General features: G+C 72.1%; 17 protein-coding genes. 5 read left to right on the top strand and 12 right to left on the bottom strand.

Annotated features, from left to right (window positions below):
* The 3 genes from Msi02_RS19545 to Msi02_RS19535 form a co-directional block, all read left to right on the top strand.
* Positions 1 to 993: cytochrome P450 family protein (locus tag Msi02_RS19545; RefSeq protein ID WP_204049680.1), on the top strand; the 993-nt coding region annotated here is incomplete at its 5' end.
* A gap of 98 nt (positions 994 to 1091) precedes the next feature.
* Positions 1092 to 1508 (top strand): SRPBCC family protein, encoded by a 417-nt coding sequence (locus tag Msi02_RS19540; protein ID WP_204049679.1) that lies wholly within the window; start codon positions 1092 to 1094, stop codon positions 1506 to 1508.
* A 3-nt stretch (positions 1509 to 1511) separates the two neighbouring features.
* Positions 1512 to 1940 carry a MarR family winged helix-turn-helix transcriptional regulator gene (locus Msi02_RS19535; protein WP_204049678.1) on the top strand — a complete coding sequence of 143 codons (429 nt, stop codon included), beginning with the start codon at positions 1512 to 1514 and terminating at the stop codon, positions 1938 to 1940.
* 12 nt (positions 1941 to 1952) lie between these two features.
* On the opposite strand, the gene Msi02_RS19530 is transcribed toward Msi02_RS19535, so the two are convergent.
* The 9 genes from Msi02_RS19530 to mfd all read right to left on the bottom strand — a co-directional run bounded on the left by Msi02_RS19530 (position 1953) and on the right by mfd (position 12371).
* Positions 1953 to 2954 carry a DUF1700 domain-containing protein gene (locus Msi02_RS19530; RefSeq protein WP_204049677.1) on the bottom strand — a complete coding sequence of 334 codons (1002 nt, stop codon included), beginning with the start codon at positions 2952 to 2954 and terminating at the stop codon, positions 1953 to 1955.
* On the bottom strand, positions 2951 to 3280 hold the full coding sequence (locus Msi02_RS19525; protein ID WP_030507598.1) for a PadR family transcriptional regulator: 330 nt from the start codon (positions 3278 to 3280) through the stop codon (positions 2951 to 2953). Before Msi02_RS19525 ends, Msi02_RS19530 begins: the two co-directional genes overlap by 4 nt.
* 69 nt (positions 3281 to 3349) lie before the next feature.
* A complete protein-coding gene (locus tag Msi02_RS19520; RefSeq protein ID WP_204049676.1) occupies positions 3350 to 4291 on the bottom strand; it encodes a Ppx/GppA phosphatase family protein in 942 nt (313 codons plus the stop codon).
* Positions 4292 to 4367: 76 nt separating this feature from the next.
* Positions 4368 to 4979: a DUF501 domain-containing protein gene (locus Msi02_RS19515; RefSeq protein ID WP_204049675.1), complete on the bottom strand. Its 612-nt coding sequence runs from the start codon at positions 4977 to 4979 to the stop codon at positions 4368 to 4370.
* Complete coding sequence (locus Msi02_RS19510) at positions 4976 to 5437, bottom strand: FtsB family cell division protein (RefSeq protein ID WP_239108533.1); 462 nt, start codon at positions 5435 to 5437, stop codon at positions 4976 to 4978. The genes Msi02_RS19515 and Msi02_RS19510 overlap by 4 nt, the downstream gene beginning before the upstream one ends.
* 160 nt (positions 5438 to 5597) lie before the next feature.
* Positions 5598 to 6878 (bottom strand): phosphopyruvate hydratase, encoded by a 1281-nt coding sequence (gene eno / locus Msi02_RS19505; protein WP_079315698.1) that lies wholly within the window; start codon positions 6876 to 6878, stop codon positions 5598 to 5600.
* An 82-nt stretch (positions 6879 to 6960) separates the two neighbouring features.
* The gene (locus Msi02_RS19500; RefSeq protein WP_204049674.1) at positions 6961 to 7959 is read right to left on the bottom strand and encodes a nucleoside triphosphate pyrophosphohydrolase; all 999 of its coding nucleotides are present in this window, start codon (positions 7957 to 7959) and stop codon (positions 6961 to 6963) included.
* A gap of 214 nt (positions 7960 to 8173) precedes the next feature.
* The gene (locus Msi02_RS19495) at positions 8174 to 8821 is read right to left on the bottom strand and encodes a hypothetical protein (protein WP_204049673.1); all 648 of its coding nucleotides are present in this window, start codon (positions 8819 to 8821) and stop codon (positions 8174 to 8176) included.
* Between the two features lie 52 nt (positions 8822 to 8873).
* Positions 8874 to 12371 carry a transcription-repair coupling factor gene (mfd, locus tag Msi02_RS19490; protein ID WP_204049672.1) on the bottom strand — a complete coding sequence of 1166 codons (3498 nt, stop codon included), beginning with the start codon at positions 12369 to 12371 and terminating at the stop codon, positions 8874 to 8876.
* 227 nt (positions 12372 to 12598) lie between these two features.
* Between mfd and Msi02_RS19485 the strand changes: the two genes are divergently transcribed.
* A complete protein-coding gene (locus tag Msi02_RS19485; RefSeq protein ID WP_179155213.1) occupies positions 12599 to 13330 on the top strand; it encodes a methyltransferase domain-containing protein in 732 nt (243 codons plus the stop codon).
* A gap of 4 nt (positions 13331 to 13334) precedes the next feature.
* Here the strand turns inward: Msi02_RS19485 and Msi02_RS19480 are convergent, their stop codons facing one another.
* Together Msi02_RS19480 and Msi02_RS19475 are read right to left on the bottom strand one after the other, a co-directional pair.
* Positions 13335 to 14597 (bottom strand): WD40 repeat domain-containing protein, encoded by a 1263-nt coding sequence (locus Msi02_RS19480; RefSeq protein WP_204049671.1) that lies wholly within the window; start codon positions 14595 to 14597, stop codon positions 13335 to 13337.
* A complete protein-coding gene (locus tag Msi02_RS19475; RefSeq protein WP_372974696.1) occupies positions 14594 to 15124 on the bottom strand; it encodes a SigE family RNA polymerase sigma factor in 531 nt (176 codons plus the stop codon). Before Msi02_RS19475 ends, Msi02_RS19480 begins: the two co-directional genes overlap by 4 nt.
* A gap of 112 nt (positions 15125 to 15236) precedes the next feature.
* Here Msi02_RS19475 and cysC point away from each other — a divergent pair, with 112 nt between their 5' ends.
* Positions 15237 to 16454, top strand: coding sequence for an adenylyl-sulfate kinase (cysC, locus tag Msi02_RS19470; protein WP_204049670.1), 1218 nt, complete (start codon positions 15237 to 15239; stop codon positions 16452 to 16454).
* A 16-nt stretch (positions 16455 to 16470) separates the two neighbouring features.
* Here the strand turns inward: cysC and Msi02_RS19465 are convergent, their stop codons facing one another.
* Positions 16471 to 17502 carry a glycoside hydrolase family 26 protein gene (locus tag Msi02_RS19465; RefSeq protein WP_204049669.1) on the bottom strand — a complete coding sequence of 344 codons (1032 nt, stop codon included), beginning with the start codon at positions 17500 to 17502 and terminating at the stop codon, positions 16471 to 16473.
* Positions 17503 to 17784: the final 282 nt, after the last annotated feature.

Below are 17784 nucleotides of genomic sequence, written 5' to 3'. Positions count from 1 at the left end.
CCCGCCTCTCTCGGCCTGCCCCTGGACCACCGGCCGGGTCTCGCCCGCCACATGATCAACGCCGACGGAGCCGACCACGCGCGCCTGCGGCGGCTCGTGAGCGCGGCCTTCACGCCCCGGCGGATGGCGGGGCTGCGGACGCGGGCGCTGGAGGTGACCGACGCGCTGCTCGACCGCCTCGACGGCCCCGAGGCGGATCTGATCGCTGGTCTCGCCTATCCGCTGCCGATCACGATCATCTGCGACCTGCTCGGCGTGCCCGAGGAGGACCGGGCCACCTTCCACCACCACGCCTCCGTCATCGACTCGGCGGCGGCGTCCGAGGTGGAGGAGATCACCCGCGCCACGGACGCCCTGGAGAGCTTCCTGGCCGACCTGGTCGAGCTCAAGCGCTCCCGGCCGGGCAACGACCTGCTCACCGATCTCGTACGGCGGTCCAACCAGGGCGAGATCGACAAGGACGAGCTGACCTCGACCGCGTTCCTGCTGCTGATCGCCGGCCACGAGACGACCGTCGCGCTGATCGGCAACGGCCTGCTCGCGCTGCTGCGGCATCCCGGCCAGGCGGCGGCCCTGCGCGCCGACCTCTCCCTGCTGCCGGACTTCGTCGACGAGATGCTGCGCTACGACGGTCCCGTGCGGAACGCGACCTGGCGCTTTCCCACCGAGCCCGTGGTCATCGGCGGCCAGGAGATGCTGCCCGGGGAGCCCATCCTCGTCTCGCTGCTGGCGGCCAACCGGGACCCGGCGGCGTTCGCCGACCCGGACGCGTTCTCCCCCGGCCGGATCGGCGAACCGCACCTCGCCTTCGGCCGGGGGCCGCACTACTGCGTCGGCGCTGCCCTGGCCAAGGTGGAGGGAGAGGCCGCGATCGGCCGGGTACTCGAACGGTTCCCCGATCTGGCCCTCGCCACCGACCCCGCCGAGCTGAGCTGGTGGCCGAGCGCCATCATGCGCGGCCTGTTCTCCCTGCCCGTCCGCCTGCACGGCTGACGTCCCGCCCGGCTCCGTCCGTACACGGAGCCGGGCCATGGACAAATAGTCCACGCGTAGATAATCTCTGCGTAGTTCAACGAGCGAAGGAACCCGGCATGTGGGAGTACGAGCACAGCGTGGAGACCGCCGCGAGCGCGGGCACGGTCTGGCGGCACTGGTCGGACATGGCGCTGTGGCCGCGCTGGAACGACGGGATCGAGAGCATCGAGATCGACGGGCCGTTCGCCGTCGGCACGACGTTCACGATGACCCCGCCGGGCGACGAGCCGATCCGGATGCGCCTGACCGAGATCGAGCCGGACAAGTGGTTCACCGACGAGATGGACGCCGGCGACTTCGTCGTACGGACCGTGCACCGGCTCGAACCGGCCGACGGCCGCACCAGGATCGTCTACCGCACCGAGATCACCGGCCCGGCCGCGGACGAGGTCGGCCCGCAGCTCGGCCCGGCCATCACCGCCGACTTCCCCGACGTGCTGGCCGCGCTGGTGCGGCTGGCAGAGGAGGGCTAGACCATGCCGCCGCTGGACCCCGAGGAGAGCCCGGGGTTCCTGCTGTGGCACGCCACGCTCCGCTGGCAGCGCGACATCGCCGCGGCCCTCGCGCCGCTGGATCTCACGCACGTGCAGTTCGTCCTGCTGGCGAGCACGTGGTGGTTGAACTCCCACGGCGAGGATCCCAACCAGCTCACGCTGGCCCGGCAGGCCGGCACGGACGTGAAGATGACCTCGCAGGTCATCCGCAAGCTGGAGGCCAAGGGCCTGGTCCTGCGCGAGGTCGACCCCGCCGACACCCGAGCCAGGAGGCTGCGGGTGACCGAGCGTGGCGCCGCCCTCGCGCAGGAGGCCATCGCCGTGGTCGAGGGGGTGGACCGGGCCTTCTTCCGGTCCGTCTCCGACCGCACGACGCTCCTGACCATGCTGCGTGCGCTCGGGTCCGGCTGACCCGGCGTCCCCCTATCGGTGCCGGCGGGACGAAGTGGCGGAGGGCGACGGCTCGGCGGACGGCGACGGTGAGGCAGAGGGCGTCGCGGAGGCCGGAGGCGCCGGCGTGGTGGGCGCCGGCGTGACGGGCACGCAGGTCGCCTCCGGTTGGGCGGGATCGACGCGCTGCTCCACGGGCTTCAGCGGCAGCGGGTAGGCGTTGCGGATGGGCGGCTCCCCGTCGCAGGGAATGACGAGCTCCTGGTCGAAGCCCTGCTCCAGCATGATCGGATTGCCGTCCTGGTCGTAGAGCCGGACGTTGTGCAGCGGCGTCCCGTCCTCCGCGTACGGGAAGATGTTGGAGACGTCCCCGCCCAGCGAGGACACCGTCTCCACCCGCATCCCCGGATCCGGCTGGGGGCCGTAGTCGAAGGCCACGCTGCGCGACGACGTGCTGGGGACGTCGGCCATCGCCGTGATCACGAGGACCGCGGCCAGCAGGTTGGCCCCGAGCAGCAGCACCCGGCCCCAGCGCGACGGCCGCGTACGGCCTCGCCGGCCCAGCCACACCGACCCCCAGATGACCGCGAGCGTGAACACCCAGGCGGGGATGTCGCCGGGGACCAGCCCGGGGGCGCTGATCGGCGCGAGCACGGCCAGCGCGAGCGCGTAACCCCGCAGCACCCACCACGCGGGGCGCAGCTCGGGGGCGAAGGCGGCGGCCTGACGGTAGGGCGGGAGCACGAGCAGCCGCGTGTGGAAGCGCCGGACGGCTCCGCTCACCCGCCCGCGCAGCCGACCGCCCAGCGAGGAGCCGCCGCCCGACGGGCGCCCGCCGTAGGCGGCCCGCAGCTCGGCGGCGTACGCCTCGGGGCTGCCGAGGCGTTCCTCCAGCGACATGCCCGGCTCGGCGGCGACCTCGGCGAGATGTTCGTCCAGGTCCTCCAGCAGCGCGTCCCTGTCGCGGGCGGGGAGATCGGCGAGCGCCTCGCGTACGGCGGCGGCGTAGTCCTGGGGCGTCATTGGGGGATTCATCCCGGATCGACCTCCTTGAGCAGGTCGTTCATGGTGGCGGCGAAGGACGTCCAGGTCTTCGCCGAGGTCTGGAGAAGCGAGCGGCCCACGTCGTTCAGGCCGTAGTACTTGCGGTGCGGTCCCTCGTCGGAGGCGACCACGTAGGAGGTGAGCGCTCCGGCCTTGAAGAGCCGCCGTAGCGTCCCGTACACCGAGGCGTCGCCGACGTCCTCCAGCCCCACCTCACGCAGGCGGCGTACGACGTCGTATCCGTAGCTGTCGCGCTCGGCGAGGACCGCGAGGACCGCCAGGTCGAGTACTCCTTTGAGGAGCTGGCTGCTGTCCACGCATCGCACAGTACTACGCAATGCGCAATAGCGGCAAGATCAGGTCCCGAGGGGCCGGACCAGGGGCGGTCAGGTGGTGAGGGACCAGGCGATGCCGTCGAGGATGTCGTGCTCGCTGACCACGACCTCGGAGAAGCCGTAGCGGCGGACGATGCGGTCCAGGATGAGCGCGCCCGCGCCGATGACGTCCACCCGGCCCGGGTGCATGACCGGGATGGCCGCCCGCTCGTCGTGCGTCATGCGCAGCAGCCGCGCGGACACCTCGTGGACCCGCTCGGCGGGGATGCGCGAGTGATGGATGCGCACGGGATCGTAGGCGGGCAGATCGAGCGCGATCCCGGCGACCGTGGTGACCGAGCCCGCCAGGCCGACCAGCGTCCGCGCCGTGCGCACGGGGACGCTCTCCTCGACCCGGTCCATGGCCGCCTCGACGTCGGCGACGGCCGCCTCCACCGTCTCGGCGCTCGGCGGGTCGTCGCGCAGGTGGCGCTCGGTCAGCCGTACGCAGCCGATGTCCACCGACAGCGCGCCCTCGACGGACCGGGAACCGACGACGAACTCGGTCGAACCGCCTCCGATGTCCACCACCAGATAGGGGGTCTCGGCCTCGGCTCCCGAGCGGGCCAGGCCCCGGGTCGCTCCGGTGAAGGACAGCCGCGCCTCCTCGTCACCGGTCACCACCTCGGGCTCCACGCCGAAGATGTCCCGCACGCCGGAGACGAAGTCGGCCCGGTTGGCGGCGTCGCGGGTCGCCGAGGTGGCGACCACGCGGACCGGCACGGGACCGTCCGGGGAGTGCTCCCTGATCAGCTTGGCGTACCCGCGCATGGCCGTGAACGTCCGCTCCAGGGCCTCCGGCGCGAGCCGTCCCGTACGGTCGACGTCCTGGCCGAGCCTGACGATCTCCATCCGCCGCTCGACGTCGGCAAGGTCATCGCCCGAAATGTCCGCGATGAGAAGGCGGACCGAGTTGGTCCCGCAATCGATGGCCGCGACCCGCTTCGTCTTCACGCTCATCCCCTCCGGCCTCCGGTCGGCTCCCCGCACCACGACGGCGCTCCCGTTTCGGTCCCGCGCCCGGCCGGGCTCATGACTGCTCTTCGGATTTCTCCACGGCCACGCAGGGGCCGCCGGCCCACCACTCGGGCAGCGCGTCGAGGGCCTCGCGGCCGAACGGGTTGACCCCCGGCGCGGCGAGCTCGTGGGCGACCAGCGCGTGCAGGCACTTGACCCGGCCCGGCATGCCGCCGGCACTCTGCATGCCGGGCGGCAGCGGCTCCAGGCCCTCCTCGTCGGCCGCCCGGTCGCGGCGGGCGACGTAGTCCTCGTGGGCCGCCCGGTAGGCCTCGGCCAGCTCGGGGTCCTCGGAAAGCCGGGCCTGCATGCTCTTCATCAGGCCGGAGGACTCCAGCGTGCCGATCGCCGAGGCGGCCTTCGGGCAGGTCAGGTAGAACAACGTGGGGAACGGCGCACCGTCGGGCAGCCGCGGCGCGGTCTCCAGCACGTCGGGCAGCCCGCAGGGGCACCGGTGGGCGACGGCCCGCACCCCGCGCGGCTGCCGCCCGAGCTGCGCCCACGCCGCCGCCAGGTCCGCGGGGTCCACACGGCCCGCGTGGCCCACGTGGTCCGCCTGGTCGTCCACCACGTCGATCTCCTCGCCCTTCACGATGCCCTGCCCGGGCGCGTCCGCGGTCCTCATCCCGCCGGGGCCGACGCCGGCGCGGATGCGGACGCCGTCGGTGCGGGGCTCCGCCCCGCCGCGGGCGCGGCGGGCCGCCCCTTGTCGGCCGCCTCGAACGACCGCCAGAGAGTGACGTACCAGGCGGGCCGCTCGGGCTGCTTCGCCCCCGCCTTGGCGGCGGCGGTCCCGGCCGTCTCGTCGTCGAGCACCTGGTAGCAGTCCGCGCCCGGCTCGCAGTAGAACAGCCGCTCCTTGGCCAGGCGCTTGATGTAGTCCGGGTCCTCCAGCCGCCGGCGCCGCTGCTCCAGATTCTGGAGCTTGCGCAGCGCGTTCGCCTGCTGCTCCTCCAACTGGGCGATCTGCCGGCGCTGGGCGACGTACTCCCGCACGGGGTAGGCCAGGCTCATGGCGATGGCGCACACGACGACCGCGAGGATCGCCGCGCGCCCGGTGAGCTGCGGCCGCTTCGCCGCCACGAAACCACCCCTCCCGGTCGGTCAGCGCATGGCCCGGTCAACGGCCACACTAACCGCCCGTCCCGGCCGTACACGCCCGGACGGGCACGGCGTCGCCGCGCCCATCGCCACACCAGGCGTCCGGAACGTGTCCAGCCGGGCTACCCCCGTGTGCCGCCGACTAGCCCTGGAAGCGCGGGAAGGCGGCGCGACCGGCGTACCGCGCCGCGTCGTCGAGCAGCTCCTCGATGCGCAGGAGCTGGTTGTACTTGGCCACCCGGTCCGAACGGGCCGGGGCGCCGGTCTTGATCTGGCCGCAGTTGGTGGCCACGGCGAGGTCGGCGATCGTGGTGTCCTCGGTCTCACCCGAGCGGTGGCTCATCATGCAGCGGTAGCCGCTGCGGTGGGCCAGGTCGACCGCGTCGAGGGTCTCCGACAGCGTGCCGATCTGGTTCACCTTCACCAGCAGCGCGTTGGCCGCGCCCTCGGCGATGCCGCGGCCGAGGCGCTCGGGGTTGGTGACGAACAGGTCGTCGCCCACGAGCTGGACCTTGGCGCCGAGCGAGGTGGTGATGGCCTTCCAGCCCTCCCAGTCCTCCTCGTTCAGCGGGTCCTCGATCGAGACCAGCGGGTAGGAGCGGACCAGGTCCTCGTAGAAGGAGATCAGCTCGGCCGCCGACACGCCCTTGCCGTCGATCGTGTAGACGCCGTCGTTGTGGAACTCGCTGGCCGCGACGTCGAGCGCGAGCGCGATGTCCTGGCCGGGCGTGTAGCCGGCCTTCTCGATGGCGACCATGATCAGGTCGAGGGCGTCGCGGTTGGACGGCAGGTTGGGCGCGAAGCCGCCCTCGTCGCCCAGGCCGGTGGCGTAGCCCTTCTCCTTCAGCACGCCCTTGAGCGTGTGGTAGGTCTCCGCGCCCATGCGCAGCGCCTCGGAGAACGTCTCGGCGCCGATCGGCGCGATCATGAACTCCTGGATGTCCACGTTGGTGTCGGCGTGCGCGCCGCCGTTCAGGATGTTCATCATCGGCACGGGCAGGATGTGCGCGTTCGGCCCGCCGACGTAGCGGAACAGGGGCAGGTCGGCGCTGTCGGCGGCGGCCTTGGCGACGGCCAGCGAGATGCCGAGGATCGCGTTGGCCCCGAGGCGGGCCTTGTTGGGCGTGCCGTCCAGGTCGATCATCGTCTGGTCGATGAGACGCTGCTCCTCGGCGTCGAAGCCGATGAGCTCGTCGGCGATCTCGTCGGTCACGCCGAGGACGGCCTTCTCGACACCCTTGCCGAGATAGCGCTTCTTGTCCCCGTCGCGCAGCTCGACGGCCTCGAACTGACCGGTGGAGGCGCCACTCGGAACGGCGGCACGGCCGGTGCTGTAGTCGTCCAGCAGTACCTCGACCTCGACCGTGGGGTTCCCACGGGAGTCGAGGATCTCGCGGGCGGTGATGGCCTCGATGGCAGCCACGAACGCTCCTAGCAAAATGGCGGGCGGTTTGCCTCCCGAGCCTATCGGTCCCTACTACTCGGTACGGCGCAGGGCCGCCCGTTCACGGCGTGTCCGGCGGCGTCACCACTCGGCCGCTCTCCCACTCCTCCACGCGCCGCCGGTACTCCCTGGCCGCCGCCCTCAGCTCGGCCTCGGGATCGAGCCCCGCGTCCTGGGTCTCCCGTACGAGCGCGAACAGGCGGGCGCCGGCGGGCGGGGCCAGGTCGCCGGCGAGAGAGGCGGGCGCGCCGGCCCGGCCGGCCCGGCGCAGGAGCTGGGCGGCCAGGGAGATCGCCGGCTGGCCCATGGGCACGCCGCTGAGCGCCGAGGCGGTCTCCCCCTTGGCGGCCCGCTCGGCCGCCTTGATCGTCTCCCAGTTGTCGCTGACCTCACCGGCGCCGGAGACCTCGACCTCCGCGAAGACGTGCGGGTGACGGCGGACCAGCTTCTCCACGATCCCGGCGGCGACGTCGTCGATGTCGAAGCCGTCCCCGGCCGTCCCCTCCGGGCCCATCCGTTCCTGGGCGAGCCGGGCGTGGAACATCACCTGGAGCAGCAGGTCGCCGAGCTCCTCGCGCAGCGGCGGGCCGTAGTCGCCCTCGTGGATGGTCTCCAGCACCTCGTAGGCCTCTTCGACCAGGTAGGGCACGAGCGACTCGTGGGTCTGCTTGCGGTCCCACGGGCACTCGCGGCGCAGCCGGTCCATGACCTGGACGAGGTCGAGCAGCCGGGCGCCGGGCAGGTCGTAGGAGCCGGGGACGACCTCGATCTCCGGCGGCTCGTCCAGGGAGATCGCGGCGTGGCCGACCGCGCGCATGAAGTCCTCGTCGCCGTCCTGCGCGGCCAGCCACACCACCGTCCCCGTACGGCTCTCGCGGGCGATCGCGCCGGGGTCGGGGGTCACCACCTCGACCCGGACGCCGGCCTCGTCGAGATAGGGGAGGTAGGGATGGTCCGGGGTGCCGGTGAGCACCCGGCCTCGGGTGAGGGCCTTCCACGCGGCGGGCGCGAGCAGGCCCGGAGCGACCCGAGGCGAGGTGGTCACCACGATCAACGCCATGGCCTCAGCCTAATGTGAAGGCCGTTCACTACGGCGTACGAGGAGCGGAGCGGGCGGAAGCGAGGACCGCGGCGAAGCCCGGCGGAGCGGGCTTCGTGAGGACCGGAGTTTTCGCCCGGCGCGGTGACGTCCCAACGACCCACCACGGCACAGCACACCGGCCGCCCGACGGATGGTCCGGGCGGCCGTCTCGAAAGGCCGTGGGGGTCGCGGCTCAGCCGGCCTGGGGGGCGCCGGCCGCACCCGCGGCGGCCCCGCCCGCCGGGGCCGTGCTCGATGCGCCGAAGCGGTCGTCGGGCACGAAAATCGCCTGCTTGGGGTCGTACTTGCCGTAGCGCGGGCTGTACTTCACCGGCACGGTGGAGTCGGCCTCCTCCATGACCTTCTGCACCGCCGCCTGCTGGCTCGCCTGGTCCTGGCCGGCCCCGGCCTGCTGCATCAGCTTGATGCGGATGACGTAGGCGCGCAGGAAGTCACGGCCCTGGTCCAGCGGGATGGCGCTGGCCAGCAGCACCTTCTTGAACTGGTCCCAGCCGCCCTGCGCCGCGGCGATGTCGTCGACGTCCCGGTCCGTAGCCGTGACGCCCTTGCGCTGGCCGAACTCCTGGAACTGCCTGCTGAAGCTCATGTTGAGCAACACCATCTGCGGCAGCGAGGCGGGCAGCTGGAGCTGCTCCTCGGGGATCTTGTTGGCGGCCAGGTCGGCGCGCAGCGCGCGGACCTCGTCGTTCAGCTTGCTGGAGGTGATGCGCTCCTTGCCCACGATGGCCGCGGAACCCGCCTGCACGGGGCCGCCGCACGCGGTCACGGCGATCCCCGCCGCCGCCAGCGCCACGGCGACGCGCACTCGATACGACTTCACGGACGATCCTCCCGAACGACACCGGCCACGCGTATGTTGACAATTTCGCGGGTCACTGTACCCGCATCGGCTCCAGGAACAGGGCCTCGACCAGGTCCCCACACCATTTCAGCAGGTCGAGGTCGCGTAGTGGCTGACCACCGATCGGCTTCGTCTTGGGCACCGGCACGAGCAGGATGCCCGTCGCCTGCTTCCAGATGGAGCGGGGATAGAGCCGCTGCAACCGCACCTGCTGGGAGTCCCTCAGCTCCACGGGCGCGAACCTGATCTGCTGGCCCTGCAGCGTCACGTCGGTCAGCCCCGCCTTGCGGGCCTTGATCCGGAAGCGTGCCACCTCCAGCAGGTTGTCCACCTCCTGGGGCGGCCTGCCGTACCGGTCGGTGAGCTCGTCGCGGACCGCCGTGATGTCGTCCTCCGAGCCGATCGCCGCGATCCGCTTGTACGCCTCCAGGCGCAGCCGCTCCGAGGTGACGTAGTCGTGCGGCACGTGGGCGTTGATCGGCAGCTCGACCTTGACCTCGGGCCGCTCCTCCACCTTCGCCTCGCCCGCGAGCTTGGACTTCTGCTCCTGGACGGCCTCGGCCATCATGCGGACGTACAGGTCGAAGCCGACGCCGGCGATGTGGCCCGACTGCTCGGCCCCGAGGATGTTGCCGGCGCCGCGGATCTCCAGGTCCTTCATCGCGACGTACATGCCCGCGCCCATCTCGGTGTGCTGCGCGATCGTGGCGAGCCGCTCGTGCGCGGTCTCGGTCAGCGGCGACTCCGGCGGATAGAGGAAGTAGGCGTAGCCGCGCTCGCGGCCCCGGCCGACCCGGCCGCGCAGCTGGTGGAGCTGCGACAGGCCGTAGTTGTCCGCCCGGTCCACGATGAGCGTGTTGGCGTTGGGCACGTCGAGGCCGGACTCGACGATCGTGGTGGAGACGAGCACGTCGAAGTTGCGCTCCCAGAAGTCCACCATGATCTTTTCGAGCTGGCTCTCGTTCATCTGGCCGTGGGCGACCGCGATCCGCGCCTCCGGCACCAGCTCGTGCAGCCGCGAGGCGACCTTGTCGATCGTGCGGACCCGGTTATGGACGAAGAACACCTGACCGTCGCGCATCAGCTCGCGCCGGATCGCCGCCGCGATCTGCTTCTCGTCGTACGGCCCGACGAACGTGAGGATCGGGTGCCGCTCCTCCGGCGGGGTGAGGATGGTCGACATCTCGCGGATGCCGGTGAGGCCCATCTCCAGCGTCCGCGGGATCGGCGTCGCCGACATGGCGAGCACGTCCACCTGCGTGCGCATGTGCTTCATGGCCTCTTTGTGCTCGACGCCGAACCGCTGCTCCTCGTCCACGATGATCAGCCCGAGCTCCTTGAACTTCACCTCGGGCGACAGCAGCCGGTGGGTGCCGATCACCACGTCGACCGCGCCCGTACGCAGGCCGTCGAGGGTCTCCCGCACCTCCGCGTCGGTCTGGAACCGGGAGATCGGCTTCACCGTGACGGGGAAGCTGGCGAACCGCTCGCCGAACGTCGACAGGTGCTGCTGCACGAGCAGCGTCGTCGGCACGAGCACGGCGACCTGCTTGCCGTCCTGCACCGCCTTGAACGCCGCCCGCACCGCGATCTCGGTCTTGCCGTAGCCGACGTCGCCGCAGATCAGGCGGTCCATGGGGACCGGCCGCTCCATGTCCCGTTTGACCTCGTCGATCGCTTCGAGCTGATCGCCCGTCTCGGCGTACGGGAAGGCGTCCTCCATCTCCCGCTGCCAGGGGCTGTCGGGGGCGAACGCGTGACCGGGCGAGGCCATCCGGGCCGAGTAGAGCCGGATCAGCTCGCCCGCGATCTCCCTGACCGCCTTCTTCGCCCTGGTCTTCGCCTTGGCCCAGTCGGCCCCGCCCATGCGGTTGAGCGTGGGCGCCTCGCCGCCGACATAGCGCGTGACCTCGTCGAGCTGGTCGGTCGGCACATAGAGGCGGTCGCCCCTGGCGTACTCGATCACCAGGTATTCGCGGGTCGCGCCCTGGATCGTGCGCTGCACCATCTCGACGTAGCGGCCCACGCCGTGCTGCTCGTGCACCACGTGGTCGCCGACCTTGAGCTGGAGCGGGTCGACCATGTTGCGGCGGCGCGACGGCAGCCGCCGCATGTCCTTGGTGGACGCCTTCTGGCCGACGAGGTCGAGGTGGGTCACCACGGCGACGTCCGGCGTGACGAAGCCGTGGTCGATGCGGCCCGTCGTGACCTGGACGACGTCCTTCGGCGGCGGACCGTCGAGGGACGGCACCAGCCGCGCCGCCACGTCCACGCCCTTGAGCAGCTCGACCATGCGCTCGGCCGGGCCGTGCCCCTCGCTCAGCAGCACGACGGCCTTGCCCGTGCCCATCCAGCCCTTGATGTCGGCGAGCGCCCGCTGCGTGTCGCCCCGGTATGCCTCGACGTCCTGCGCGTCCAGCTCCACGCCCTCCCCGAAGGGGGCGATGCTCCACCACGGCTGGCCCAGCTCGCCGGCGTGGTCGCGCACCTCCTCCAGCGTGCGGAAGGCGGCCGCCTCCAGGTCGATCGGGGCCTCGCCGCCCGCCGCCGCGGCGATCCAGGACGCCTCCATGAACTCCTGGCTGGTGTGGACCAGCTCGACGGCCCGGCCGCGGATCCGCTCGGGGTCGCAGACGAACACGGCCGACCGGATCGGCAGGTGGTCGAGCAGCAGGTCCATCTCCCCGGCGAGCACGGGCGCGAACGCCTCCATGCCCTCCACCGGCACGCCCTCGGCGAGCTGGTCGAGCACCTCCTTCAGCGCCGGGTGCTCCTCCCCCAGCTCGCGGGCGCGCCGCCGTACGTCGTCGGTGAGCAGCAGCTCGCGGCAGGGCGCGGCGAACAGCCCGTCCTGGGCGACCTCGAGCGAGCGCTGGTCGGCCACCTTGAACCAGCGGATCTCCTCGATCGTGTCGCCCCAGAACTCCAGCCGCAGCGGGTGCTCCTCGGTGGGCGGGAACACGTCGAGCAGGCCGCCGCGCACGGCCACCTCGCCGCGCTTCTCCACCATGTCCACCCGGTGGTAGCCGTTCTCGACCAGCCGGGCCACCACGTCGTCCAGGTCGGCGTCGTCGCCCGCGCGCAGCCGTACGGGCGCCAGGTCGCCGAGCCCGGCCACGATGGGCTGGAGCAGCGAGCGGATCGGGGCCACCACGATCCGCAGCGGGCCGGCCGCCGGGTCGCCCTCGATCGGGTGCGCCAGCCGCCGCAGCACGGCAAGGCGCTGGCCGACCGTGTCGCTGCGCGGCGACAGGCGCTCGTGCGGCAGCGTCTCCCAAGCGGGGAAGACGGCCACGGAGTTCTCGTCGACCAGGCTCGTGAGCGCGGCGGCGAGATCCTCCGCCTCGCGCCCGGTCGCCGTGACGGCGAGCACCGGCCGTACGCGGGACAGCGCGGCCACGGCGAACGGCCGCAGCGCGGGCGGCGCCACGAGCTCGGCGCCAGGGTGGGCGGCCTGCCCGGCGGCGTCGAGCGCGGCGGCCAGCCTGGGTTCGGCGGATACGAGGTCGAGCAGTCCGGAAAGAGACATCGATGCCTTCAAAAGCCCCGTGACAAAGACAGCCGGCGTGCGGACGCGGCCCCGTTCATCCGGCCGATCCCCCTAACGGAGGAGATCCGCGAGACGCTCCCAACCGGGCCGCGGCTACCAAGGCTACGCCCTGTCCACCCGCCTCGCTCCGCTCGCTCCTCGCTCCGGACATGATGGGTGACGGCAAATGCGCAACTGAACGTCGTCAAATGATTACTCTCAGTGGCATGACAGAGGTTCGGTTGTCGTCCGCCGACCAGGACGACGTGTTCAGCCAGCGGATTCGCGAGCAGTGGACCGACCAGCTCGGGCGGCGGCTCGACATCCTCATCGCCGGATGCGGCCGGGGCGGCGCCCTCGACGTGGGTCGCTACGAGCCGAGGATGACGGGGGTGGACGAGGATCTGCCGCCCCTGCGGGCCCACACCGCCAACCGCGGCGACCTGGAGGCGTCCTACCTGGGCGATCTGCGTCTCGTGCCGATTCCGCCGCGCTCCTTCGACGTCGTCTACGTGTCGTTCCTCCTCGAACGCATCCGGCACGCCGAGCTCGTGCTCGACCGGCTCGTCGCCGGGCTGCGTCCCGGCGGCCTGCTGCTGCTGAAGATGCGCGACCGCAAGTCGGCGTACGGCTTCTGCGACCGGGTGACGCCCCGCTGGCTGCGGCGGGCGCTGTGGCGCACGCTCGCCCCGGCCGGGTCGGTGGGGCCGCTTCCCGCGGTCTACGAGCCGCTGGCCTCCCGCGAGGGCATCCAGGCGTACTGCCTGATGCGCGGGCTCATGATCGCCGAGGACTACTCGGCGGTGAGCGGCCCGGCCCGGCGGGGTCCGCACGGCGGTCTGGTCGCCGTGGTCTGCCGGGCCGTGGCCGCGCTCTCGCGAGGCGGGCTCAACGGCACCGAGGACGAGATCACCATGGTGATCCGCCGTCCGCAGAACCACTTCGCCCGCCTCATCTGAGCCGCTACCTGAGGGTCAGGACCGGCTGCCACGTTCCGGACTCCTGGCTGTTCTTCCGGTAGACCGAGAGCTGGACCATGTCCCCGCCGTCGACGCCCACCAGGACCAGGCCGTTGTGGAACTCGTTTCCGCACGTGTCCGCGCAGCCCAGCGCGACCAGGCGGCGGTCGTCGGCCCAGGCGAGAAGCTGGAGCACCTGCTGGTGGCCCACGGTCTCGCCCGTCGACAGCTCGGTGACCTTGGTGGGCATGCCGTCGGGGCCGGCGAGCAGCGTGCCGTCGGGCGACACGCCCGCCTTCGACTCCGAGCTGACGTAGCCGGGAGGTGCGTCGTGCGGTCTGCCCTCCAGGTCCAGGAAGGCGTCCGGCCGCTTCCAGACGTTGCTGCGCTCGCGGATCAGGGTGCCGTCGTCGCTCCACTCGAAGTCGCGCCTGACGTTGCTGTTTTCGGTCCAGCAGGGGTCGACGGCGTGGAAGTCGCCCGCCGTCCCGGTCGCCGCGTCGACGACGTAGAAGCCGGTGCGGCTGGTGGAGATCATCTGGAACGGCGGCTGCAGGGGGTCGTCAGGCGTCGCCGCCACCCGCGCCGGGCACCGCCGCTCCTCGACGGACACGTTGTCCAGGTCCGGGTAGTCGTCGTAGGCGGTGGCGAGGAGCCGCGTGCCGTCCGGCGACCAGGACACGCCGCCCACGGGATGGTCCACCGGCACCCACGCTCTCACCTGGCGCGTCTCCATGTCGAAGATCCCGATCCTGCGTGCGGGGAGGTCCTTCTCCAGGACCGCCGCCCAGCGCAGGCCGGGCGCGACCTCGACCCAGCCCCACTCCGTCTTCTCGTACCGGCTCGTCGCAGGGTTGAGGAGATACCAGGTCCGGTCGAACAGTTTGCGCCCGGCGACGGTGCGCCACCGCCACGTGTAGTAGGCGGAGACGGCCACCCGGCCCGCCGCGATCATCGTCTCCGGCGGCGAGTTCTCGGTGTCGGTCAGCACGTCCTCCGCGGGGGTCGCCTGCCGGTAGGGCTCGACGGGCACCACCACCGGCGGGCCGCCGACCTGCGAGATCGACTCCTCGGTGAAGAGGGGGACCACGACCAGCGGCACCAGCAGGGCCACGGCCGCAACGACGGCCGCGCACGAGACCGCCCCCGCGAATCTCGTCAGGCGCAGCCGCGACCGGCGGCGCAGCGCGCGGTCGGCGAGGTCGCCGGGCACGCGGGCCTCCCGCGACCACTCCTCCAGCGTCTGCTTCAGCATCCGGGGCGTCATGAGATCACCTCACTCAGGCGCAGATCGGCGAGTTCCGGCGCGGTCGTCCGCAGCCGGGCGAGGGATCGGTGCGCGGTGCTGCGCACGGTCCCCACGGAGCAGCCGAGGATTCGGGCCACCTCGTCCTCGGGCAGGTCTTCGAGATAGCGCAGCACGAGCACGGCGCGCTGGCGGGGCGTCAGCCGGGCGAGCGCCCGGCGCAGGATCATCCGAAGCTCGGCCTCGTCGGTGCCCGCGCGGCCGGCCGGGTGCTCCGGCACGTCGGCCACACTGGTCTCCCGCTGCCGCCACGCCAGCCGCCACCAGCTGATCTGCTGGCGGTACATGACCTGCCGCACGTACGCCTCGGGCTCGTCGAGCCGCCCCCACCGCGTGACGACCTTGGCCAGGGCGGTCTGCAGCAGGTCCTCCGCGGAGTGCTGGTCCCCTCCGGTCAGCAGATAGGCCAGCCGCATCAGCGCCGGCGCGCGGGCCGACACGAATTCGCGGAATCGTCGCTCTTCCGCGTCGTCGCGGATGGCGTTCACGAGCACCTCCTCCTCGGATTAATGTCTGCCTGTAGACGCCGCGAGCACCGGCGCGCTATGCGTGCGGTTGCCAGTAGGGTGCGTATTCGATTAACCGAGCGAAACGGAAGCCATGACCGAGTGGACGCCCGACGCGCGTGAGCTGGCCGACCTGGAGCTGCTGCTGTCCGGGGCGTACGCGCCGCTGACCGGCTTCCTCACCTCGGCCGAGGTGGAGAGCGTGGTCGAGCGCGGGCGGCTGTCCGGCGGGGCGCCCTGGCCCGATCCGATCACCATCGCGCTCCCCGAGGAGTTCGGGCCCGGCGACCGGGTGACGCTCAAGGACCCCGAAGGCGCGGCGGTCGCGGTGCTGACCGTCGTGGAGCGGGACGGCCACCACGCCGCCGGACCGGTCGAGGCGCTCGACGCCCCCGTGTACGGACCGTTCTCCCGGCTGCGCCGTACGCCGGAGGAGGTGCGCAAGGACCTGCCGGACGGCGAGGTCCTCGCGGTGACCATGCGCGGGCCGCTCGACGGGGCCGCGCTCGACGACGTGGCGGCGACCGCCGAGGAACTGGACGCGACCGTGCTCCTCATGCCGCTCGTCTTCGGCGAGGGCGGGCCTGCCGTGGTGCGGGCCGCGCTCAAGGCGGCGGAGCGGCTCCCCGGGGCGATGGTGGTGGCGGTGCCGCTCGCGCCGCGCGAGGACACCGAGATCGACCTCGAACTCCGCGAGCACGTGGCTCGCAACTACGGCGCCACCGAGCACTACGCCGGTCCCGCGCCGGTCACCATCCCGGGGCCGCCGCACAAGCGGGGTCTCGTGGTGTTCTTCACCGGACTGTCCGGCTCGGGCAAGTCGACGATCGCCCGGGGGCTGCGCGACGCGCTGCTCGAACGGGGCGGCCGCACGGTCACCTACCTGGACGGCGACGTCGTGCGGCGGATGCTGTCGGCGGGGCTCACGTTCTCGCGGGAGGACCGCGACCGCAACATCCGCAGGATCGGCTTCGTGGCCGCCGAGGTGGCCCGCCACGGCGGCCTGGCCATCTGCGCGCCCATCGCGCCGTACGCGGCGACCCGGGACGAGGTGCGGGCGATGGTCGAGGAGGTCGGCGGCGACTTCCTGCTCGTCCACGTGGCCACGCCGCTGGAGGAGTGCGAGCGCCGCGACCGCAAGGGCCTGTACGCCAAGGCGCGGGCCGGGCTGATTCCGGAGTTCACCGGGATCTCCGACCCGTACGAGGAGCCGGAGGACGCCGACCTCGTCCTCGACACCACGGACATGACGATCGAGCGGGCGGTCGGCGCCGTGCTGAACCTCGTCACATCGGGCGGCTGGGTCCGCTGAGGCGTCCGCCGAAGGCTCAGGAGGGCGGCACCGGCGTGGACGTGAAGCGGGGCAGCCGCCCGAGCTGCGCGAACGCCCGGGTGGCGCCCGGCGTGGTGTCGAACCTGGTGTCGCCCCGGGGCGCCAGCGGCGAGTCGAAGTAGACCAGCGCCTTGATCTGGGGATAGTCCCCGATCTGACGCCGGACCGACTCGAAGAAGTCGCGCTTGAACCCGGGCGCCCCGCGCCGCTCGAAGGCGCCCCACTCGGCGACCATGATCGGCTTGGCCGGGAACCTGGCCTGCATCCACCGGTAGAACCCGGGCCAGCCCGGCGCGTCGGGCCGGGTCTTGTCGACCAGCCCGGCGAAGTCCGTCACCCGATCGTCCGCGTACGGGTCGAAGGCCACCCAGTCGACCACGTCGTCACCGGGGTAGAGCCTGCCGAACCACGGCTTGACCGCCCAGTTGGGCGCGCCCATGTACGTCATCACGGTCACCGCGTTGTGCACCCCCTGTTGCCGCAGGCGGGTCACCACGTGGCGGTACATCGCGACGTAGTCGGCGGGCGAGTATCCCCCGCCCTCGCGTACGTCGTTCTCCGGCTCGTGGTGGATCGTGAGGAAGAACCGGCCGGGGAAGGTGCGCCGGATGTGCTCGGCGAGCCGGTCGAGGCGCCCGTCCACCTCGCCGCGCGCGACCTCGGCCCAGGTGTGGTCGAGCGCCGGCTTCCAGTTCACCAGCAGCAGGCGGGGCCCCTTGGCGATCTCCCGCTCCTCGGCGGTCGGGAAGAGTTCGCCGCCCCGGTGGTAGACGTGCACGATGTCGGCCCGGCGGCCCATGCGCCGTTCGGCCATGTCCACCGCGCGGACCGGGCCGCGTCCGGAGAAGACGTCGGGCGCGATCCCCCACCACGCCCCGCACGTCGGGATGAGCTTGTCGGTGACCACGCAGGCGACCGGCGTCGTCCCGGCGCCGCCGCCCGGCACCCGCCCGCTCGTGGCGGTGCCCGTGCAGGCCGTCGCGCACGCCCCCGCCACCAGTACGGCCAAGCCGGCGATGAGTCTCATCGCGCCCCCTTCCTCGGCAGACCACGCAATGAACGGATGGGCAAACACCATCCCATCAATCGGCGTGGCTTTGAGGGCCGTTTCCTCATATCACGTGTACGGAAATATCCGTTTTCATCGGCTAATTTCGCGGCCATTGCCTGACGCAATTCGGCAATAGCCGGGGACGAAACTCCGCGGCGGCTTATAGTTCGAGACCGGATCCCGCCGGACCACCGCCGGGACCACGAACGCGCCCGGCCGCCCCTCCCTCGTCCCGGGGGCCACTGATGGCCGCGGCCG

The sequence above is a fragment of the Microbispora siamensis genome, from assembly GCF_016863095.1.
Lineage (GTDB): Bacteria > Actinomycetota > Actinomycetes > Streptosporangiales > Streptosporangiaceae > Microbispora > Microbispora siamensis.
Note: the sequence above shows the minus strand (reverse complement) of the source record. Positions and strands in the feature narration are given on the sequence as shown.

What these genes read in the sequence shown, in the direction of transcription:
- Msi02_RS19540 (WP_204049679.1), top strand. Translation starts at nt 1,092, where the DNA reads ATGTGGGAGTACGAGCACAGCGTGGAGACCGCCGCGAGCGCGGGCACG.
- Msi02_RS19535 (WP_204049678.1), top strand. Translation starts at nt 1,512, where the DNA reads ATGCCGCCGCTGGACCCCGAGGAGAGCCCGGGGTTCCTGCTGTGGCAC.
- Msi02_RS19530 (WP_204049677.1), bottom strand. Translation starts at nt 2,954, where the DNA reads ATGAATCCCCCAATGACGCCCCAGGACTACGCCGCCGCCGTACGCGAG.
- Msi02_RS19515 (WP_204049675.1), bottom strand. Translation starts at nt 4,979, where the DNA reads ATGAGGACCGCGGACGCGCCCGGGCAGGGCATCGTGAAGGGCGAGGAG.
- Msi02_RS19500 (WP_204049674.1), bottom strand. Translation starts at nt 7,959, where the DNA reads ATGGCGTTGATCGTGGTGACCACCTCGCCTCGGGTCGCTCCGGGCCTG.
- mfd (WP_204049672.1), bottom strand. Translation starts at nt 12,371, where the DNA reads ATGTCTCTTTCCGGACTGCTCGACCTCGTATCCGCCGAACCCAGGCTG.
- Msi02_RS19485 (WP_179155213.1), top strand. Translation starts at nt 12,599, where the DNA reads ATGACAGAGGTTCGGTTGTCGTCCGCCGACCAGGACGACGTGTTCAGC.
- Msi02_RS19480 (WP_204049671.1), bottom strand. Translation starts at nt 14,597, where the DNA reads ATGACGCCCCGGATGCTGAAGCAGACGCTGGAGGAGTGGTCGCGGGAG.
- cysC (WP_204049670.1), top strand. Translation starts at nt 15,237, where the DNA reads ATGACCGAGTGGACGCCCGACGCGCGTGAGCTGGCCGACCTGGAGCTG.
- Msi02_RS19465 (WP_204049669.1), bottom strand. Translation starts at nt 17,502, where the DNA reads ATGAGACTCATCGCCGGCTTGGCCGTACTGGTGGCGGGGGCGTGCGCG.